18 protein-coding genes are annotated in these 17,205 nt (G+C 64.1%); 11 read left to right on the top strand and 7 right to left on the bottom strand.

The window, feature by feature from the left end; translation table 11 throughout:
- Positions 1-19 precede the first annotated feature (19 nt).
- The 3 genes from ACQR1W_RS21365 to ACQR1W_RS21375 are packed head-to-tail and all read right to left on the bottom strand — an operon-like array spanning position 20 to position 2,142.
- Complete coding sequence (locus ACQR1W_RS21365; RefSeq protein ID WP_434852643.1) at positions 20-634, bottom strand: cation transporter; 615 nt, start codon at positions 632-634, stop codon at positions 20-22.
- Positions 624-1,259 (bottom strand): molybdenum cofactor guanylyltransferase MobA, encoded by a 636-nt coding sequence (gene mobA / locus ACQR1W_RS21370; protein ID WP_434852644.1) that lies wholly within the window; start codon positions 1,257-1,259, stop codon positions 624-626. The genes ACQR1W_RS21365 and mobA overlap by 11 nt, the downstream gene beginning before the upstream one ends.
- Positions 1,252-2,142: a formate dehydrogenase accessory sulfurtransferase FdhD gene (locus ACQR1W_RS21375; protein WP_434852645.1), complete on the bottom strand. Its 891-nt coding sequence runs from the start codon at positions 2,140-2,142 to the stop codon at positions 1,252-1,254. The genes mobA and ACQR1W_RS21375 overlap by 8 nt, the downstream gene beginning before the upstream one ends.
- A 177-nt stretch (positions 2,143-2,319) precedes the next feature.
- Here ACQR1W_RS21375 and mobB point away from each other — a divergent pair, with 177 nt between their 5' ends.
- From mobB to ACQR1W_RS21415, 8 genes are all read left to right on the top strand, one after another.
- Complete coding sequence (mobB, locus tag ACQR1W_RS21380; RefSeq protein WP_434852646.1) at positions 2,320-2,841, top strand: molybdopterin-guanine dinucleotide biosynthesis protein B; 522 nt, start codon at positions 2,320-2,322, stop codon at positions 2,839-2,841.
- Between the two features lie 8 nt (positions 2,842-2,849).
- On the top strand, positions 2,850-4,106 hold the full coding sequence (locus ACQR1W_RS21385; RefSeq protein ID WP_434852647.1) for a molybdopterin molybdotransferase MoeA: 1,257 nt from the start codon (positions 2,850-2,852) through the stop codon (positions 4,104-4,106).
- 41 nt (positions 4,107-4,147) lie between these two features.
- Positions 4,148-4,384: a sulfurtransferase TusA family protein gene (locus ACQR1W_RS21390; protein ID WP_434852648.1), complete on the top strand. Its 237-nt coding sequence runs from the start codon at positions 4,148-4,150 to the stop codon at positions 4,382-4,384.
- Between the two features lie 771 nt (positions 4,385-5,155).
- On the top strand, positions 5,156-6,880 hold the full coding sequence (locus tag ACQR1W_RS21395) for an OFA family MFS transporter (RefSeq protein ID WP_434852649.1): 1,725 nt from the start codon (positions 5,156-5,158) through the stop codon (positions 6,878-6,880).
- Positions 6,881-6,973: 93 nt separating this feature from the next.
- A complete protein-coding gene (locus tag ACQR1W_RS21400; RefSeq protein ID WP_434852650.1) occupies positions 6,974-7,249 on the top strand; it encodes a hypothetical protein in 276 nt (91 codons plus the stop codon).
- Between the two features lie 136 nt (positions 7,250-7,385).
- Complete coding sequence (locus ACQR1W_RS21405) at positions 7,386-9,089, top strand: NADH-ubiquinone oxidoreductase-F iron-sulfur binding region domain-containing protein (protein ID WP_434852651.1); 1,704 nt, start codon at positions 7,386-7,388, stop codon at positions 9,087-9,089.
- Entirely contained in the window at positions 9,086-11,854 is a 2,769-nt protein-coding gene (gene fdhF / locus ACQR1W_RS21410) for a formate dehydrogenase subunit alpha (protein WP_434852652.1), read from the top strand. Before ACQR1W_RS21405 ends, fdhF begins: the two co-directional genes overlap by 4 nt.
- Before the next feature lie 135 nt (positions 11,855-11,989).
- Positions 11,990-12,232 carry a hypothetical protein gene (locus ACQR1W_RS21415; protein WP_434852653.1) on the top strand — a complete coding sequence of 81 codons (243 nt, stop codon included), beginning with the start codon at positions 11,990-11,992 and terminating at the stop codon, positions 12,230-12,232.
- A gap of 45 nt (positions 12,233-12,277) precedes the next feature.
- Here ACQR1W_RS21415 and dapA read toward each other — a convergent pair whose 3' ends face one another.
- The 4 genes from dapA to ACQR1W_RS21435 form a co-directional block, all read right to left on the bottom strand.
- Positions 12,278-13,240, bottom strand: coding sequence for a 4-hydroxy-tetrahydrodipicolinate synthase (gene dapA / locus ACQR1W_RS21420; protein WP_434852654.1), 963 nt, complete (start codon positions 13,238-13,240; stop codon positions 12,278-12,280).
- The gene (locus ACQR1W_RS21425) at positions 13,237-13,512 is read right to left on the bottom strand and encodes a hypothetical protein (protein ID WP_434852655.1); all 276 of its coding nucleotides are present in this window, start codon (positions 13,510-13,512) and stop codon (positions 13,237-13,239) included. The genes dapA and ACQR1W_RS21425 overlap by 4 nt, the downstream gene beginning before the upstream one ends.
- 139 nt (positions 13,513-13,651) lie before the next feature.
- Entirely contained in the window at positions 13,652-13,936 is a 285-nt protein-coding gene (locus ACQR1W_RS21430; protein WP_434852656.1) for a hypothetical protein, read from the bottom strand.
- Positions 13,937-13,955: 19 nt separating this feature from the next.
- The gene (locus ACQR1W_RS21435) at positions 13,956-14,336 is read right to left on the bottom strand and encodes a hypothetical protein (RefSeq protein WP_434852657.1); all 381 of its coding nucleotides are present in this window, start codon (positions 14,334-14,336) and stop codon (positions 13,956-13,958) included.
- Between the two features lie 849 nt (positions 14,337-15,185).
- Here ACQR1W_RS21435 and ACQR1W_RS21440 point away from each other — a divergent pair.
- From ACQR1W_RS21440 to kdpA, 3 genes are read left to right on the top strand one after another with little or no spacing between them, the layout of a single operon-like run.
- Complete coding sequence (locus ACQR1W_RS21440; RefSeq protein ID WP_434852658.1) at positions 15,186-15,353, top strand: hypothetical protein; 168 nt, start codon at positions 15,186-15,188, stop codon at positions 15,351-15,353.
- Positions 15,354-15,365: 12 nt separating this feature from the next.
- A complete protein-coding gene (locus ACQR1W_RS21445) occupies positions 15,366-15,455 on the top strand; it encodes a K(+)-transporting ATPase subunit F (protein ID WP_008974092.1) in 90 nt (29 codons plus the stop codon).
- A gap of 37 nt (positions 15,456-15,492) precedes the next feature.
- Positions 15,493-17,196: a potassium-transporting ATPase subunit KdpA gene (gene kdpA / locus ACQR1W_RS21450; RefSeq protein WP_434852659.1), complete on the top strand. Its 1,704-nt coding sequence runs from the start codon at positions 15,493-15,495 to the stop codon at positions 17,194-17,196.
- Positions 17,197-17,205: the final 9 nt, after the last annotated feature.

Genomic DNA, 17,205 nt, shown 5'->3' on the forward strand with positions numbered 1-17,205 from the left:
CACTACGTTTTGTAACGCGCTACGCCTTCGCCGCCTTGTGCTCCTCATGCGCGGCCTCCCACACCTCGTGCGCGGCATCCGCGTTGAGGCAGGCGATGCCGACGCCGACGATCAGGTCGGGCCAAATTGAGTGCCATAGAGACGCCGTGACCAGCCCGGCTGCGATGATCGCGATGTTGGCCAGCACGTCGTTGCGTGCCGACAGGAAGGCTGCGCGCGTCAGGCTGCCATGGTGATGGCGGACCCGCGCCAGCATCAGTGCGCAGGAGAGGTTCACGACCAGCGCGCCGAGCCCGGTGATCGTCAGCGGCAGCGGCGCTGGGATGATGGCGGTGAAGAACTTCTGGCCTGCGGTCCAGAGCCCGGCGAAGGCCGGCACCAGCAGGACTGCTGCGAGCGCCATGCCGAGCCGCGCGCGGGCCAGCGCGCTCCAGCGCAGTGCTACGAGGATCAACAGGTTGACCGAAGCATCCTCGAGGAAGTCGACACTGTCGGCGAACAGCGAGACCGAGCCGATCGCGAGTGCCACCGCGAACTCGATGCCGAAATATCCGAGATTGAGCAGTGCGACCGCGATCACCGTGCGGCGTACGGCGGTGGTCGCCGCATCATTCGTCATTTCGTCAGCCGCCATCAAGCCCCGCCAATCGTTCAGCCTCCGCGAGATCCTCAGTCGTGTTGGCGTTGAAGAACGGATCGACCGGGGTCACCGGCCAGCTCACGGTTGCCAGCCTGTAGCGCGCCGTGAAGCGATCGATCTTCCTGATATCCTCGACGACCAGCGCATGGCGCAACTGATCCCGCAAGGATACCCTCCACAGGCCGATCACCGGATGCGACTGTCCGTCGGAGGCTGCCACCGCCAGTTCGGCGTCGTCGGCCTGCACCGCGGCGTACAGTCGCGCCACGAGGTCGCGCGGCAGGAACGGGCAGTCGCCGGCTGCGCTCAGCATCCATTGCGCCGACGGCTGGTTGGCCGCGACCCAGTCGAGCCCGGCCAGAATGCCGGCGAGAGGTCCGGGAAAATCGGCGACGCTGTCCGGCACGACGGAGAGGCCGAAGGCCGCAAAGCGCGCGGGATCACCATTGGCGTTGAGAATGAGCCGGCCGCATTGCGGCTCAAGCCGCGCGATCACGCGCTCAAGAATGGTGCGACCCGCGATCATGCGCATCGGCTTGTCGCCGCCGCCCATCCGCCGCGCCAGCCCGCCGGCGAGCACGACGCCGGAAATTTGCCTGGAACCCGCCGCGTCAGTCATCACCGCCTTCGCCCTTCCGCCGATGCTTTGCCGATTCCTCCTCGACATAGGCGAGGTCCTGGTCGTAGACGATGCGCTCTTGCCCGGAGAGCGCGATGAAGCGCTTGCCGCGCGTGCGGCCGACCAGGGTCAGCCCGACCTGTCGCGCGAGCTCCACGCCCCAGGCGGTGAAGCCCGAACGCGATACCAGAATGGGAATGCCCATCCGCACCGTTTTGATCACCATCTCCGAGGTCAGCCGTCCGGTGGTGTAGAGGATCTTGTCGGCGGGGTCGACACCGTGGCGGTAGAGCCAGCCTGCGATCTTGTCGACCGCGTTGTGGCGACCGACATCCTCGGTGTAGCAGACGGGCGTACCCTGCTCGCACAGCACGCAGCCGTGGATCGCGCCGGCCTCCAGGTAGAGCGAAGGCATGGTGTTGATGGTCTGCGTCATCTGATAAAGCCAGGAGGTGCGGAGCTCTGCTTTCGGCAGCACGATGCTCTCGATCGCCTCCATCAGATCGCCGAAGGCGGTGCCTTGCGCGCAACCCGAGGTCTGCGTGCGCTTCTTCAGCTTCGCCTCGAAATTGGTGTGATGTGCGGTGCGCACGACCACCACCTGGAGATCGTCGTCATACTCGACCTCGGTGACGACGTCGTCGTATTTCAGCATGTTCTGGTTGAGCAGATAGCCGAGCGCCAGATATTCCGGATAGTCGCCGATCGTCATCATGGTGACGATCTCCTGGGCGTTGAGATAGAGCGTCAGCGGCCGCTCCACCGGCACGTTGATCTCGACCCGCACGCCGGTCTGGTCGATGCCGCTGACGCGCTCGGTCAGCCGCGGATCGGAGGGATTGGGCAGGATGCGGGGGGCGGGGGCTCTTGCAGATGTGGTCATGATGCAGACGTTAGCATGACATTCCTGGGCCGCCGATATAAAGCTAGCTGACGAGAAGAGTTGCAACCGGGCGCCGTTATTGCGAGCGAAGCAATCCAGAGGCCCAGAAAGAACTGGATCGCTTCGTCGCTGTTGCCTCGCGATGACGGCCGTATCTGGTTCCGTTCGGAGACCGCAATGAATTTGATTGGCCTCGCCGGCTGGAGCGGTGCCGGCAAGACCACCCTGCTGACCCGCGTGATCCCGCATCTGAAGGCGCAGGGCCTGCGCGTCTCCGTGATCAAGCACGCGCATCACAAGTTCGATGTCGATGTGCCCGGCAAGGATTCCTGGCGGCATCGGGAAGCCGGCGCGGAAGAGGTGCTGGTGTCGTCGGCAGCGCGCTGGGCCTTGATGCATGAATTGCGCGGGCATGCCGAGCCGGCCCTGCCTGAGCTCGTGGCCAAACTGTCTCCGGTCGATCTTGTCGTCGTCGAGGGCTACAAGACTGAGCCGCATCGCAAGATCGAGGTGCATCGTGCAGGCAATGGCAAGCCGTTGCTGTTCCCGAACGATCCTGACATTGTCGGCATCGCCAGCGATGTCCAGGTTGAAACGTCGCTACCCGTGGTGCATCTCGACGACATCCCGGCGATCGCAGCGATGATGCAACGCCTGGCGATGCCGGTCGCGGACGTTCTTGCGATCGGAAGACGGTAAGAGGCCCCATGGCGCAGCTCTCCGACGATTGTTTTGCCTTTGGCGGCCCGTTGATGTCGATCGATGATGCCGTCGGCATCATCACGGCGAAGGTCAGTGCCGTCACGGAAACCGAGACCTTGCCGCTGATCGCGGCCGACGGCCGCATCCTCGCCGGCGATATCGCAGCGCCCTTGCCGCTGCCGCCGTTCACGAACTCCGCGGTCGATGGCTATGCGGTGCGTGCGAGCGATCTGCCGGCGGAGGGTGAAGCGACGTTCGTCGTGACCGGGCGCGTGCCCGCGGGCAGCGCGGCAGCAACGCCTGTTCCGGCCGCGCACGCGGTGCGCATCTTCACGGGCGCGCCGATGCCCGGCGGCGCCGACACCGTGTTCATGCAAGAGGATGTGCGCGTCGACGAGGACGGCCGGGTGGTGCTTCCGGCCGGTCTCAAGCCAGGCGCCAATGTGCGCCCGGCAGGCGAGGACATGGCGAACGGCGTCGTCGCGCTCAGGGCAGGGCAGCGCATGAGGCCGCAGCATGTTGCGGTGGCTGCGGCGTTTGGCCTGACGTCCCTCGCAGTGCGGCGGCGCATCCGCGTCGCGGTGTTTTCCACCGGCGACGAATTGGCGTCGCCGGGAGCATCGCGGGCCCCGGCGCAGCTCTACGATTCCAACCGGTTCATGCTGATGGCGATGTTGAAGCGCCTCGGCTGCGGCGTCTCCGATCTCGGCATCTTCAGCGATGAGCGTGCGCCGCTCGCGGCGTCGTTGCGCGAGGTCGCGAGCCAGCACGATCTGCTTCTGACCACCGGCGGCGTCTCCACCGGCGAGGAGGATCACGTCAAGGCGGCGGTCGAGAGCGTCGGCTCGCTGGTGCTGTGGCGGATGGCGATCAAGCCGGGACGGCCTGTCGCCATGGGAATCATCTCGGGCACGCCGTTCATCGGATTGCCCGGCAATCCCGTCGCGAGCTTCGTCACCTTCGTCCACGTGGTGCGGCCGACCGTGCTGGCCCTGGCCGGTGCGCTGCCGGAAGCGCTGACGCCGAAGCCGGTGCGCGCCGCCTTCAGCTACAAGAAAAAAGCCGGCCGCCGTGAATATGTTCGCGTGTCCCTGCGCAGTGCGGCGGACGGTTCGTTCGAGGCGGTCAAATTCCCGCGCGAAGGCGCCGGTCTGCTGTCGTCGCTGATCGAGACCGATGGATTGGCTGAACTCGGCGAAGACATCACCAAGGTCGAGCCTGGCCAGAGCGTCGGATTCCTCTCCTATGCCGAACTGATTTGAGTGCGGTTGACGCTGCGCTTTCACTTGGCCATGGTCCGCCCATGACCACGACGATGCTTGATCTGAAGGGCTTGAAGTGCCCGCTCCCCGCCCTGAAGACTCGCAAGGCGCTGAAGCCGCTCAAGCCCGGCGACCGGCTCGAAGTGCATTGCACCGATCCGTTGTCAGTGATTGACATCCCTAATCTGATCCGGGAGACCGGCGACAAGGTGGAGATCAGCGAGCGCAGCGAGCAGCGCATCGTGTTCCTGATCGAAAAGCTAGGCGCGGCGGCCTGATCGCCGGCGACCGACCTGATCGCAACTTGATCACGGAAATGTGCGTCCAGCTGTGCTGGGATGCCAGCCATTGATGAACGCTTCTGGTACCCCGCTTCCGTAGTTCGCACACAAAGGGATGCGAACTATTGAAGCGGAGCATGAGTTGGTAGGCTGCTCGGCAGAGAGGTTTTGAAGTTGATCCGACAACCGTATTTTGCCCGCGGCTTGCAGGCGAATGCAGGCAGGCCGACGGTGTCACGCGATGCCATGTATCGCGACGGGCATATCGCGGTGCGAAATGCAGCCGTAGTTCATTCGGAATCTTGATAGTGCGATCGGAGATTCGAATGTAGAGCGTCAATCCGCCGCAGCCGTTGCTTGCAGCCGCTAGTGGCGAACTAATGATATGCGCGCGGCACGTAGTAACAATCAGCCATGTTTGTTGCTGCGATGCGACGAATGCACGCTGTTTCCCACAAGGCTCGCGTTTTCGCTCGACATTGTCGGAAGCTTCTGCACCAATCATGATTTCTCCGCAGAGGTTGCGGAGGATCAGCCATGCCCGTCGTGGAATCGAGGGGGGTTAGCAAGCCCCGACGCAATGATGGCAAGCGGCATAAGACGTCGGCAGGGGTGTTATGCGTGTCAAAGCCGACGTCCGGCCCTTGTGCATCGCGAAATCGTCGTGGTGGAGCAATACGTGACGGCGCGACTGATCGCGTTGATTCTGATCAAGGGGACCGAAGATGATGCAGAGCCTTGGGACGGGCGCATGTAGGGGAGGTTTGGATGGCGAGTGTTGAGAGTGCTGGAACCATGGTCGGCGAAACCGCGGGAATTTTTGACCGCGAGCACACCGTCGCCAAGGCCGGGTTCAATCGTTGGTTAGTGCCTCCGGCGGCGCTATGCATCCATTTGTGCATTGGCATGGCCTATGGCTTCTCTGTGTTCTGGTTGCCGTTGTCGCGCTCGATCGGCATCACCCAGACCAAGGCCTGCCCGGACATGTCGCTGGTCGAGGAGCTTTTCACCACGACGTGTGACTGGAAGGTCGCCAGCCTGGGGTGGATGTTCACGCTGTTCTTCGTGCTGCTCGGCGTCTCCGCTGCGATCTGGGGCGGTTGGCTCGAGCGAGTCGGTCCGCGCAAGGCGGGCGCCGTCGCTGCATGCTGCTGGGGAGGCGGCCTGCTGATCGGCGCATTGGGCGTCTATGTGCACCAGCTCTGGATCATGTGGCTTGGGGCCGGCGTGATCGGCGGCATCGGGCTTGGCCTTGGCTACATTTCGCCGGTGTCCACCCTCGTGAAATGGTTCCCGGACCGGCGCGGCATGGCGACCGGCATGGCCATCATGGGATTTGGCGGTGGCGCCATGATCGGCGCGCCCCTGGCCAACATTCTCATGAATGGCGGCAACTTCTTCAGCTTCGACTTTGGAGCTGTGAAGTTCACCGGGCCGAGCCTGTCAGCTTTCGCGGGCTACAAATCCGCGGCCGAAGTCGGCGTCTGGCAGACCTTCGTCACCATGGGTTTGGTCTACTTCATCTTCATGATGATCGGCGCTTTCGCCTATCGCGTCGTCCCCACCGGCTGGCAGCCGGACGGCTGGACGCCGCCGACCACCAAGAAGGCGATGATCTCCGAGCACCATGTGCATCTGCGCAACGCGCACAAGACGCCGCAATTCTGGCTGATCTGGTGGGTGCTGTGTCTGAACGTCTCCGCCGGCATCGGCGTGATCGGCATGGCCTCGCCGATGCTGCAGGAGATCTTCGCCGGCAAGCTGATCGGGTTGCCTGATGTCGGTTTCAATCAGCTCGACACCGCGCAGAAGGCGACCATCGCCGGAATCGCAGCCGGCTTTGCCGGTCTGTTGTCGCTGTTCAACATCGGCGGCCGGTTCTTCTGGGCGTCGCTGTCGGACCATATCGGCCGCAAGAACACCTACTACTGCTTCTTCCTGATCGGCATCGTTCTGTACGCGGCGGCGCCGACCTTTGCCGTGGTCGGCTCGAAGCTGTTGTTCGTGCTGGCCTTCAGCATCATCCTCTCGATGTATGGCGGCGGCTTCGCGACGGTGCCGGCCTATCTGGCCGACATGTTCGGAACGCTCTTCGTCGGCGCCATCCACGGCCGGCTCCTGACGGCGTGGTCGACCGCCGGCATCATCGGCCCGGTGGTCGTGAACTACATCCGTGAGTTCCAGCTGGCCGCCGGCGTGCCGCGCGACCAGCTCTACAACAGCACGATGTATATCCTGTGCGCCATGCTGGCCGCCGGGCTGGTCTGCAATTTCCTGATCAAGCCGGTCGACCACAAGTGGAACATGAGCCCGGAGGAGGTTGCCCGCTATCAGTCGGAGACCGCCAAGAGCGAAGCTTCGATCCAGCACGGCTCGTTCGGCATCGGCAAGGGCGGCCTTGATCTCAAGGCGGCTTTGTTCTGGGCCTTCGTCGGTGTGCCGCTACTCTGGGGCACGCTGAAAACCCTGGAAGGCGCGGTCAAGATTTTCTGATCGCGTTGCGCTATCAATTGCGGGGCGCGCCGGTTCGGCGCGTCCCGCAATGTCGTTTTTACTATTGTTGATCAATCAATTTGGGGGATTGAAATGTCTCGAATCTGGATTTGTTGTGTTGCCTTGGTGCTGGTCGCAGGCCAGCTCCCTGCCGCCATCGCGCAGACAGGGACGCCGGCTGCTCCGGCGTCGACCGAGGGCGCAAAACCGTCGCGGATGAAGCTGACGGTGCAGAGGCTAAAGGAAATGAAGGCGCAATGGAGCGCCAACAAACCGAAGCTCAAGGCCTGCCGCAAAGAGGTCAAGGCCAAGGGTCTCATCGGTGACGATCGCTGGTTCTACATCTCGGACTGCATGAGCAAAGGCTGAGTCATACCGCGCTTCGGAAACCGGTTCCCTTCATTTCCGCGACTTGGTTGCTGACTTGGTCATGTCGTGAGTTCCACTTGCCTCTGGCATGCCAGAGATTAGAGTGGGTCTAAAGATCAAAGGGAATGAAGCGCTTATGGTTCATGACGTGCATAAGGTTCGAGCCTTCGACCATCCTGGCGAGGGCCGGCGCCGCGCCAAGGCGACGCCGAAGGGCCGCCAAGTCGATCCGACCGCGGCGCATGAGATCGCGGAACTGCTGGGTGATCGGCCACGGCGGCGCGACCTCCTGATCGAGCATCTGCACCTGATCCAGGACACCTATCATCAGATCTCGGCGGCGCATCTGGCCGCCCTGGCCGATGAGATGAAGCTGTCCTTTGCCGAGGTGTTCGAGACCGCGACCTTCTATGCGCATTTCGATGTGGTGAAGGAAGGGGAGCCGGACCTGCCGCCGCTGACGGTTCGCGTCTGCGATTCGCTGAGCTGCGCCATGATGGGCGGCGAGCAGCTGCTGAGCGATCTGCAGGCCCAGGCCGGCCCTGGTATCCGGGTCGTGCGCGCGCCCTGCGTCGGCTTGTGCGATTGCGCGCCGGTGGCCGAGGTCGGCCATCACTTTGTGCATCAGGCGACGCCGGCGGAGGTGCTGGCGACCGCTGGCCGTGGCGACAGCCATCCGCACATTCCTGACTATATCGACTACGATGCCTATGTCGCCGGCGGCGGCTACAGGCTGCTCAATGATCTGCGTGCCGGACGCATCAGCCGTGACGACATTCTGAAGGCACTGGACGACGCCAGCCTGCGTGGCCTCGGCGGTGCCGGTTTCCCGACCGGGCGCAAATGGCGCGCGGTGCTCGGCGAGCCCGGGCCGCGGCTGATGGCGGTCAATGGCGACGAGGGCGAGCCCGGCACCTTCAAGGACCGCCACTATCTGAACAGCGACCCGCATCGCTTCCTCGAGGGGACACTGATCGGCGCCCATGTCGTCGAGGCCGGCGAGGTCTACATCTACATCCGCGACGAATATCCGGCGGCGCGCGAGATTCTGGCGCGCGAAATTGCCAAGCTGCCGCCGGGCGGTCCGGTGCTGCATCTGCGGCGCGGTGCCGGCGCTTATATCTGCGGCGAGGAGTCCTCGCTATTGGAGAGCATCGAGGGCAAGCGCGGCCTGCCCAGGCACAAGCCGCCTTATCCGTTCCAGGTCGGCCTGTTCGGCCTGCCGACCCTGATCAACAATGTCGAGACCCTGTGGTGGGTGCGCGACCTCATCGAGAAGGGCGCCGGATGGTGGACCAGCCAGGGCCGTAACGGCCGCAACGGGCTGCGCAGCTATTCGGTATCGGGGCGCGTCAAGGAGCCCGGCGTCAAGCTGGGACCGTCCGGCGTCACCGTGCGCGAACTGATTGACGAGTTCTGCGGCGGCATGGCCGACGGCCACACCCTCTACGCTTATCTGCCCGGTGGTGCCTCCGGCGGCATCCTGCCGGCGTCGATGGACGACATTCCGCTCGATTTCGGCACGCTGGAGAAATACGGCTGCTTCATCGGCTCGGCCGCGGTGATCATCCTGTCGCAAGAGGACAGCGTGCGCGCCGCCGCGCTGAACCTGATGAAGTTCTTCGAGGATGAGAGCTGTGGGCAGTGCACGCCGTGCCGGGTCGGCACGCAGAAGGCGGCGCTCTTGATGCGAGAGCCGGTCTGGAACCGGGCTTTGCTCGACGAATTGAGCCAGGCGATGCGCGATGCCTCGATCTGCGGGCTCGGCCAGGCGGCCTCGAACCCGCTGACATCCGTGATCAAATACTTCCCCGACGAATTCAAGGACGCAGCCGAATGACTGTGATCAAGTTCGAGCTCGATGGCGTCAATGTCGAAGCCGCTGCCGGCGAGACGATCTGGCAGGTGGCGCAGCGGCAGGGCAAGGAGATCCCGCACCTCTGCTATTCGCCGGCGCCGGACTATCGCCCCGACGGCAACTGCCGCGCCTGCATGGTCGAGATCGAGGGCGAACGCGTGCTTGCGGCCTCCTGCAAGCGGACGCCGACCGTCGGCATGAAGGTAAAGACGGAGAGCAGCCGCGCCGTCGCTGCGCAGAAGATGGTGATGGAGCTCCTGGTCGCCGACCAGCCGGCGCGCGAGACCTCGCATGATCCGGACTCCAAGTTCTGGCATTGGGCCGAGAAGACCGGCGTCACCGAGAGCCGCTTCCCGGGCGCGGAGCGCTGGCAGACCGATGCCAGCCATCCGGCGATGCGCGTCAATCTCGATGCCTGCATCCAGTGCGGCCTGTGCGTGCGCGCCTGCCGCGAGGTGCAGGTCAACGACGTCATCGGCATGGCCTATCGCAATGCCGACGCCAAGATCGTATTTGACTTCGACGATCCGATGGGCGAATCCACCTGCGTCGCCTGTGGCGAATGCGTGCAGGCCTGCCCGACCGGCGCGCTGATGCCGGCCGTGATGCTCGATGACAAGCAGACCCGCGTCACCTATGCCGACCGAAAGGTCGACTCGCTGTGTCCGTTCTGCGGCGTCGGCTGCCAGGTCACCTACCAGGTCAAGGACGAGCAGGTGATCTATGCGGAAGGGCGCGACGGCCCGGCCAATCACAACCGGCTGTGCGTCAAGGGCCGCTTCGGCTTCGACTACATCCACCATCCGCATCGCTTGACCAAGCCGCTGGTACGGATGCCGAACGCGAAGAAGGATGCCAACGACCAGGTCGACCCGGCCAATCCGTTCACGCATTTCCGCGAGGCGAGCTGGGACGAGGCACTCGACATCGCGGCACGCGGTCTGGTCAAGATCCGCGATGAGAAGGGAGCGAAGGCGCTGGCCGGCTTTGGCTCGGCCAAGGGCTCCAACGAGGAGGCCTATCTGTTCCAGAAGCTGGTGCGCACCGGGTTCGGCTCCAACAATGTCGATCACTGCACCCGGCTGTGCCATGCCTCCTCGGTCGCGGCACTGTTCGAAGGCCTGGCGTCGGGCGCGGTGTCGGCGCCGTTCTCAGCGGCGCTGGATGCCGAGGTCATCATCGTGATCGGCGCCAACCCGACCGTGAACCATCCGGTCGCGGCGACCTTCATCAAGAACGCGACCAAGCAGGGCGCCAAGCTGATCGTGATGGATCCGCGCCGGCAGACGCTGTCGCGCCACGCCTATAAGCACCTCGCTTTCAAGCCCGGCAGTGATGTCGCGATGCTGAACGCGATGATCAACACCATCATCACCGAGGGCCTGACCGACGAGCAATACATCGCCGGCTACACCGAAGGCTTCGACGATCTGAAGCAGAAGATCCAGGAGTTCACGCCGGAGAAGATGGCACCGATCTGCGGCATCCCGGCCGAGACCCTGCGCGAGGTTGCGCGCATGTATGCGCGCGCGAAAGCCTCGATCATCTTCTGGGGTATGGGCATCAGCCAGCATGTCCACGGCACCGACAACGCGCGCTGCCTGATCGCGCTGGCGCTGATCACCGGCCAGGTCGGCCGTCCCGGCACCGGGCTGCATCCGTTGCGTGGCCAGAACAACGTGCAGGGCGCCTCCGACGCCGGCCTGATTCCGATGTTCCTGCCGGACTATCAGCCGGTCGGCCGCGTCGACCTGCGCGGCAAGTTCGAAGAGCTCTGGCAGCAGCAGCTCGATCCAGAGCGCGGGCTCACCGTGGTCGAGATCATGAACGCGATCCATGCCGGCGAAATCCATGGCATGTATATCGAGGGCGAGAATCCCGCGATGTCCGATCCCGATCTGCAGCACGCGCGCGAGGCGCTGGCGATGCTGGATCACCTGGTGGTGCAGGACCTGTTCGTCACCGAGACCGCGTTCCACGCTGACGTGATCCTGCCGGCCTCGGCCTTCGCCGAGAAGTCCGGCACCTTCACCAACACCGACCGTCGTGTGCAGCTCGCGCGCGAGGTGATCAAGCCGCCGGGCGACGCCAAGCAGGATCTCTGGATCATCCAGGAGATCGGCAAGCGCATGGGCCTGCCCTGGAACTACAACGGGCCGGCCGACGTGTTCGCCGAGATGACCGAGGTGATGCCGTCGCTCAAGAACATCACTTGGGAGCGGCTGGTGCGTGAGGGCGCGGTGACCTACCCGGTCGACGATCCCGATAAGCCCGGCAACGAGATCATCTTCACCACCGGTTTTCCGACCGAGAGCGGCCGCGGCAAGATCGTGCCTGCGCATATCATCCCGCCGGACGAGCTGCCGGACGATGAATATCCGATGGTGCTGTCGACAGGCCGCGTGCTCGAGCATTGGCACACGGGATCGATGACCCGCCGCTCGAACGTGCTCGACCAGATCGAGCCGGAGGCGGTGGCCTTCATGTCGCCGAAGGACATGCGGCGCCTGCAGGTGGTGCCGGGCGATTTCATCCGGCTGCAGACCCGCCGCGGCGCGGTCGAGGTCAAGGTGCGCTCCGACCGCGACGTGCCGGAGAACATGGTGTTCATGCCGTTCTGCTACGCGGAAGCCGCCGCCAATCTCCTGACCAATCCCGCGCTCGATCCGTTCGGCAAGATCCCGGAGTTCAAGTTCTGCGCGGTCAAGGTCGAACGCGCCGAGCTCCGCACGGCAGCCGCGGAATAAGGAGGGCCGCTGCACGCGGCACTTATGGTTTTCCTATGCAAGGCGGCTGGAGGCCGTCTCGCATTCCTACGACGGTGACGTCCATCTTTCCTGTCTGCCGGCACGCTGACCTGCGCCGGGATCAGGAGAGTGGTCATGATGTCGATCGATCTGCATCGGAGCGCCGGGCGCGGCTTTGGCAAAGATGGAGCGGCGCCGCTTGCGCGGGCCACTCGCAGGCTCCGCGTCACCTTCAAGAAAATCCGCGCGGCGATCGCCGCGGCAAGGCTCCGGCAGCTGCGCGATGAATTGATATCCCGTAGAGCTTCCATTGCCGCGCCTGAGGTCAAGCGGCAGCCGCAGCTACCGCTCGTTCTTGGCGACAAATGGGACTTCTGAACAGGCTAGCGCCTGACATCCGCGTATCGCGATTGCGTCTCTGGCTCAGGCTTGCGCGCGCAACTTATGGCTGGCCGGGACGATCGCATCGTGTGGCGGGAGCAGGCTGAGGGCATCCGCCACGGCCGTCTGAGCGAACGGGTCCAGCTCGACCAGCGGCAGCCGGACATCCGCACGTACCATGCCATCTAAACTCAGAGCGTATTTGAGCGCTGCGGGCGTCTCGCGGGCCAGGAGCTCGATCAGCGGCAGCATCTGACGGTATAGCCGTCGCGCAGCGCGCCAGCGCGCCCGCTGGCCATATGCAAACATCGCACTGCACAGCTCCGGCGCGACGTTCATCATCTGAGAGAAGCAACCGTCGCCGCCTGCGGCGATAAAGGGCAAGGCGGTCGCATCATCGCCGGACAGGAGCCGGAAGCCGGCCGGCAACCGCGCACGCAAGGATGCCGTGCGCGCAATGTCGCCGGTGCTGTCGCGCAAGCCGACGAACTGAGCGGACTGTGCGAGCCGGGCCAGCGTGTCGTCGGACAAGCCGCGCGCGGTCCGCGCCGGACAATCATGCAGGATGATCGGTAGCGCTGTCGCCTCGGCAACGGCGCGGAAATGCGCAAAGACCCCGTCCTGCATCGGCTTGTTGTAGTAAGGCACAACCGAGAGGATCGCATCGGCACCGGCGGCGGCCGCCTGCTTGGTGTTCTCCACCGCCTGGCGGGTGGAATTCGAGCCGGCGCCGGCGATCACGTGGATTCGTTTGCGCGACACCTCGACCGCCATGCGGATGATCGCGTCACGTTCCGCAGGCGTGAGCGTGGCGGTTTCGCCGACGATATCGCAGACGACCACTGCCAGCGCGCCAGCCTCGATCTGCCGCTCGCAGAGCTCGCCAAGAGCGGCGAGATCGACCGCACCATCGGGGTCGAACGGCGTTGGGATGTCGGGAATGGTGCCTGCGAGCCATCTGGCGGGAGCGCCGCCCCAGCGATAGGCCGCGATTTGCGAGGTCATGCCACAGGCCGCTTGCCGGCGCCGAACAGGATGCCGACCGGCGCAAGCCGGCCTTCGGTGTCGAGCTCGATCGCACGGGACAGTTCGACGATGGTCTCCGGATGATGGCCGTTCTCGAACAGCGCATATTTCATCGCCGCCGCGCGGCTGACGAACAGGCCGCCATAGAGGCCGTTCTGTTCCTGGGCGACCCATTGGCCGCTTCTGTTCCTGCCGACGAAGACGAGGGCGGCAGTGGATTGATTGCACGACGGAGGTTCGACGAGTTTCACGGACGTGGTCCTTTCAGTTACAGCGCGCGGATCTCCTGCGAGGCGACGTCGCTGTCGTTGATGAATATCGAGGGGAGCGGATAGGAATTCGAGGCGGCGAGACGCTCGACGTCATAAGCGCCGCGTAAATGCCTTGCGCTCAGGACGTGGCGAGCTGATTGAGCGCCATGACGCCGCAATAAAGCGCCGTATAGGCGACCATCTCGTCCCAATGATTGAGGCCCGCGGTGAAGACGCGCTCGCGGCGGATCGTCCCCAGCACCGCGCACAGGATGATCGTCATCCACAGCAGCGCGGCGAGGCTGCGGCCGAAGCCGATCGTGCCGAACGAGGCGAAGACCAACAGGATGGACGTCCGCACGACGAAGCGTGCCATGACCCGCAGCGGCGAAAGCTCGGTCGGTGTCTCTGCAAACGGCACCACTGCCTCTTCCCCCGGCCGCTCAGGCGAAGTTGTCACAGCAGAACGGCGTCGTCGCCGCGGCTGCTTTGACAAGCGGCACATGCGGGGCGCTCCTCACCTCGCTGTATTCGCGGGCTTCCATACAGGCCTCGAGGATCGCAAGGACGAGGTCGGCGTGCCGGCCCTCGACCGAGCGATCGAGCCAGTCGGGCAGTTCGCGCATGCGGGACAGCGCGCAATGCCATTCACCGCCGTCGTAGGCGAGCCGCCGCAGCTGCCACTGCGGCAATTCGAGCGCGACGAGCTCGAGCGCGGCATCGATCCGCGCCCCGGAGCCCATGAGCTCCTCGATCCGCGCTCTGCGGTAGCCGCGCTCCAGCACCGGAGACTCCCGTCTGGAACTGCCGAGGATCTCAGCCATGACGGCCGACGTCGTTGCGGCGACATCGTCGCGTCCGGCAAATGCGTGATATGAGGTCGTGAGCGACATGACGTTTGTCCCTTGGGTCATATTGCTGCAGCCTTTGGACTGCATCAGCCAACATGGCGAAAGGGCCGTAAAGAAACGAGATGGGCGCGGGTCGGGAGAAATAAGCGCGGCATAGGCACGAGACGCCTCTGACGCCGGCGTGCGCCGAAAAGTCGATTTCCCACGCGCTTTCAAGCCGATCGGCGTGTTCAGCCTTCGTGCAAGAAAAGTATTTCGTTTTTTCAGAAATTATGCTATGGTCTGCTCGTCCTGCTTCGTCGGAGGGGCGTACGCGTCGTCACGAACGTGGAGGCAGGATGCGGTGGCCGCGATCGCTTGCGCACGACGAGCGCAGGCGTTGCGGACGTGAAATCGTGTGGTCCTGGCATCCCGACGCTGATGCCGCGCTGGTGCGAACGCACCATGCGCAAAGCGGTGGCCAGAAAGCCCGGCGCACCGGGGAGATCACGTATAAGCGTTAAAACCACTGCGCAGGGAATGCCGGTGATCGGCTGGACCTGTGGTGACTGCTGCCTGCTTTTTTTCTGCAGGCGGGCCATGGGTATCAGTGGATACCCGGCATTCCCTGCGCCCTCTGCCTCAAGAGGGTTACGAAGACGCAAAAGCTCGGACGCCTCGTGCGTCGCGAGAGAGCGGAATTGTGTCTCGTGCGTGTCCCCCAGGTCGGCAGTGCGGTCCGTCTTTATGAGATTCCTATAAGTTCGCCGCGGGCGTCGTCTCGAAAATCTATGGCCGAAATGGCACTTCCAGGCCACGGATCCAGGCAGCAGAAGAGCCACCGTGATTGATCCATCGCAATTCTGCTCATCCGGACCGGGGCAGCTTTGTGCGCGGCCTATTCTCGCGCACGACCTGGAGCAAACCATGCTGGACATTCTGATGCTGGCGCTTGCCGCCGGCCTCTTCGCAGTGGCGATCGGCTACACCTACGCCTGCGAGCGGCTCTAAGAGGAGGCGCACATGATCTTCGACTATTCGCTCGCCGCCGCCGTCTCGGTCGGCCTTCTGATCTACCTCACCTATGCGCTGCTGCGGCCCGAGCGGTTCTGACCGCCGGGCTTTTCAGCGTATCTCAAAGAGAACTCCCATGACCGCAATCGGCTGGATCCAGATCCTTCTTTACTGCGCGATCATTGTCGCGCTCACAAAACCGCTCGGCTGGTACATGACCCGCGTCTTTTCGGGCGAGCGGACGTTTCTTTCCCCGGTGTTGCGCCCGATCGAGTCCGCGATCTATTGGGCCGGCGGCGTCGACGAGCGGCGCGAGCAGCATTGGCTGACCTACACGGTCGCCATGCTGCTGTTTCATGTCGGCGGCTTCCTGATCATCTACGGCGTGATGCGGCTGCAGGCGATCCTGCCGTTCAACCCCGCGGGCCAGTCAGCCGTCGCGGAAGATTTGTCGTTCAACACCGCCATTAGCTTCATCACCAACACCAATTGGCAGAACTACGGCGGCGAAAGCACGCTCTCTTACCTGACGCAGATGGTCGGCCTGACCCACCAAAACTTTCTTTCGGCGGCAACCGGCATCGTGCTGGCGATCGCGCTCATCCGCGGCTTCGCGCGAGCGTCTGCGCGCACGGTCGGCAATTTCTGGGTCGATATCACCCGTTGCACGCTCTATGTGCTGCTGCCGATCTGCATCGTCTACACGCTGTTCCTGGTCTGGCAGGGCATGCCGCAGACGCTGGGCGATTATGTCGAGGCGACGACGCTGGAGGGCGCCAAGCAGACCATCGCGGTCGGCCCGGTCGCTTCCCAGGTCGCGATCAAGATGCTGGGCACCAATGGCGGCGGCTTTTTCAACGCCAATGCGGCGCATCCGTTCGAGAACCCGACCGCGCTGTCGAATTTCGTGCAGATGATTTCGATCTTCGTGCTCGGCGCAGCGCTCACCAATGTCTTCGGCCGCATGGTGGGCAACCAGCGCCAGGGCTGGGCGATCCTCGCCGTGATGGGCGTGCTGTTCCTCGCCGGCGTGGTCGTGACCTATTGGGCCGAGGCCAGCGGGACCACCACGCTCAATGCGCTGGGCCTGACCGGCGGCAACATGGAAGGCAAGGAGGTTCGCTTCGGCATCGTCGCGTCCTCGCTGTTCGCCGTGATCACGACCGCGGCATCCTGCGGCGCGGTCAATGCCATGCATGACAGCTTCACCGCGCTCGGCGGCATGATCCCGCTGATCAATATCGAGCTGGGCGAAATCATCGTCGGCGGTGTTGGCTCCGGCATGTACGGCATGCTGCTGTTCGTGGTGCTCGCGATTTTCGTCGCCGGGCTGATGGTCGGCCGCACGCCGGAATATGTCGGCAAGAAGATCGAGGCACGCGAGGTCAAGATGGCCATGCTGGCGATCCTGATCCTGCCGCTGATGATGCTGGGATGGACCGCGGTTGCGGTGGTGCTGCCGTCAGCGGTCGCATCGATGGCCAATGCCGGCCCGCACGGCTTTACCGAGGTGCTCTACGCCTACACGTCGGCCACGGGCAACAACGGCTCCGCTTTCGCGGGTCTGAGCGGCAACACCTTCTTCTACAACCTGACGCTCGCCTCCGCGATGTTCGTCGGACGCTTCCTGATGATCGTGCCTGCCATGGCGATTGCCGGCTCGCTCGCGCAGAAGAAGTCGATCCCGCCGTCGATGGGCACATTCCCGACCACGGGCGGCCTGTTCGTCGGCCTCGTCGTCGGCGTCATCTTGATCGTCGGCGGCCTCACCTTCTTCCCGGCACTGGCGCTCGGACCGATCGTCGAGCATCTCGCGATGATCTCCGGCGCCACGTTCTGAACCGTCGTC

The sequence above is a fragment of the Bradyrhizobium sp. HKCCYLS1011 genome (assembly GCF_051167795.1).
Taxonomy (GTDB): domain Bacteria; phylum Pseudomonadota; class Alphaproteobacteria; order Rhizobiales; family Xanthobacteraceae; genus Bradyrhizobium.

Excerpts from the sequence above, each read along its gene's own strand:
- ACQR1W_RS21365 (WP_434852643.1), bottom strand. The coding sequence starts at position 634 with ATGGCGGCTGACGAAATGACGAATGATGCGGCGACCACCGCCGTACGC.
- mobA (WP_434852644.1), bottom strand. The coding sequence starts at position 1,259 with ATGACTGACGCGGCGGGTTCCAGGCAAATTTCCGGCGTCGTGCTCGCC.
- ACQR1W_RS21375 (WP_434852645.1), bottom strand. The coding sequence starts at position 2,142 with ATGACCACATCTGCAAGAGCCCCCGCCCCCCGCATCCTGCCCAATCCC.
- mobB (WP_434852646.1), top strand. The coding sequence starts at position 2,320 with ATGAATTTGATTGGCCTCGCCGGCTGGAGCGGTGCCGGCAAGACCACC.
- ACQR1W_RS21385 (WP_434852647.1), top strand. The coding sequence starts at position 2,850 with ATGGCGCAGCTCTCCGACGATTGTTTTGCCTTTGGCGGCCCGTTGATG.
- ACQR1W_RS21390 (WP_434852648.1), top strand. The coding sequence starts at position 4,148 with ATGACCACGACGATGCTTGATCTGAAGGGCTTGAAGTGCCCGCTCCCC.
- ACQR1W_RS21395 (WP_434852649.1), top strand. The coding sequence starts at position 5,156 with ATGGCGAGTGTTGAGAGTGCTGGAACCATGGTCGGCGAAACCGCGGGA.
- ACQR1W_RS21400 (WP_434852650.1), top strand. The coding sequence starts at position 6,974 with ATGTCTCGAATCTGGATTTGTTGTGTTGCCTTGGTGCTGGTCGCAGGC.
- ACQR1W_RS21405 (WP_434852651.1), top strand. The coding sequence starts at position 7,386 with ATGGTTCATGACGTGCATAAGGTTCGAGCCTTCGACCATCCTGGCGAG.
- fdhF (WP_434852652.1), top strand. The coding sequence starts at position 9,086 with ATGACTGTGATCAAGTTCGAGCTCGATGGCGTCAATGTCGAAGCCGCT.
- ACQR1W_RS21415 (WP_434852653.1), top strand. The coding sequence starts at position 11,990 with ATGATGTCGATCGATCTGCATCGGAGCGCCGGGCGCGGCTTTGGCAAA.
- dapA (WP_434852654.1), bottom strand. The coding sequence starts at position 13,240 with ATGACCTCGCAAATCGCGGCCTATCGCTGGGGCGGCGCTCCCGCCAGA.
- ACQR1W_RS21435 (WP_434852657.1), bottom strand. The coding sequence starts at position 14,336 with ATGGCTGAGATCCTCGGCAGTTCCAGACGGGAGTCTCCGGTGCTGGAG.
- ACQR1W_RS21445 (WP_008974092.1), top strand. The coding sequence starts at position 15,366 with ATGATCTTCGACTATTCGCTCGCCGCCGCCGTCTCGGTCGGCCTTCTG.
- kdpA (WP_434852659.1), top strand. The coding sequence starts at position 15,493 with ATGACCGCAATCGGCTGGATCCAGATCCTTCTTTACTGCGCGATCATT.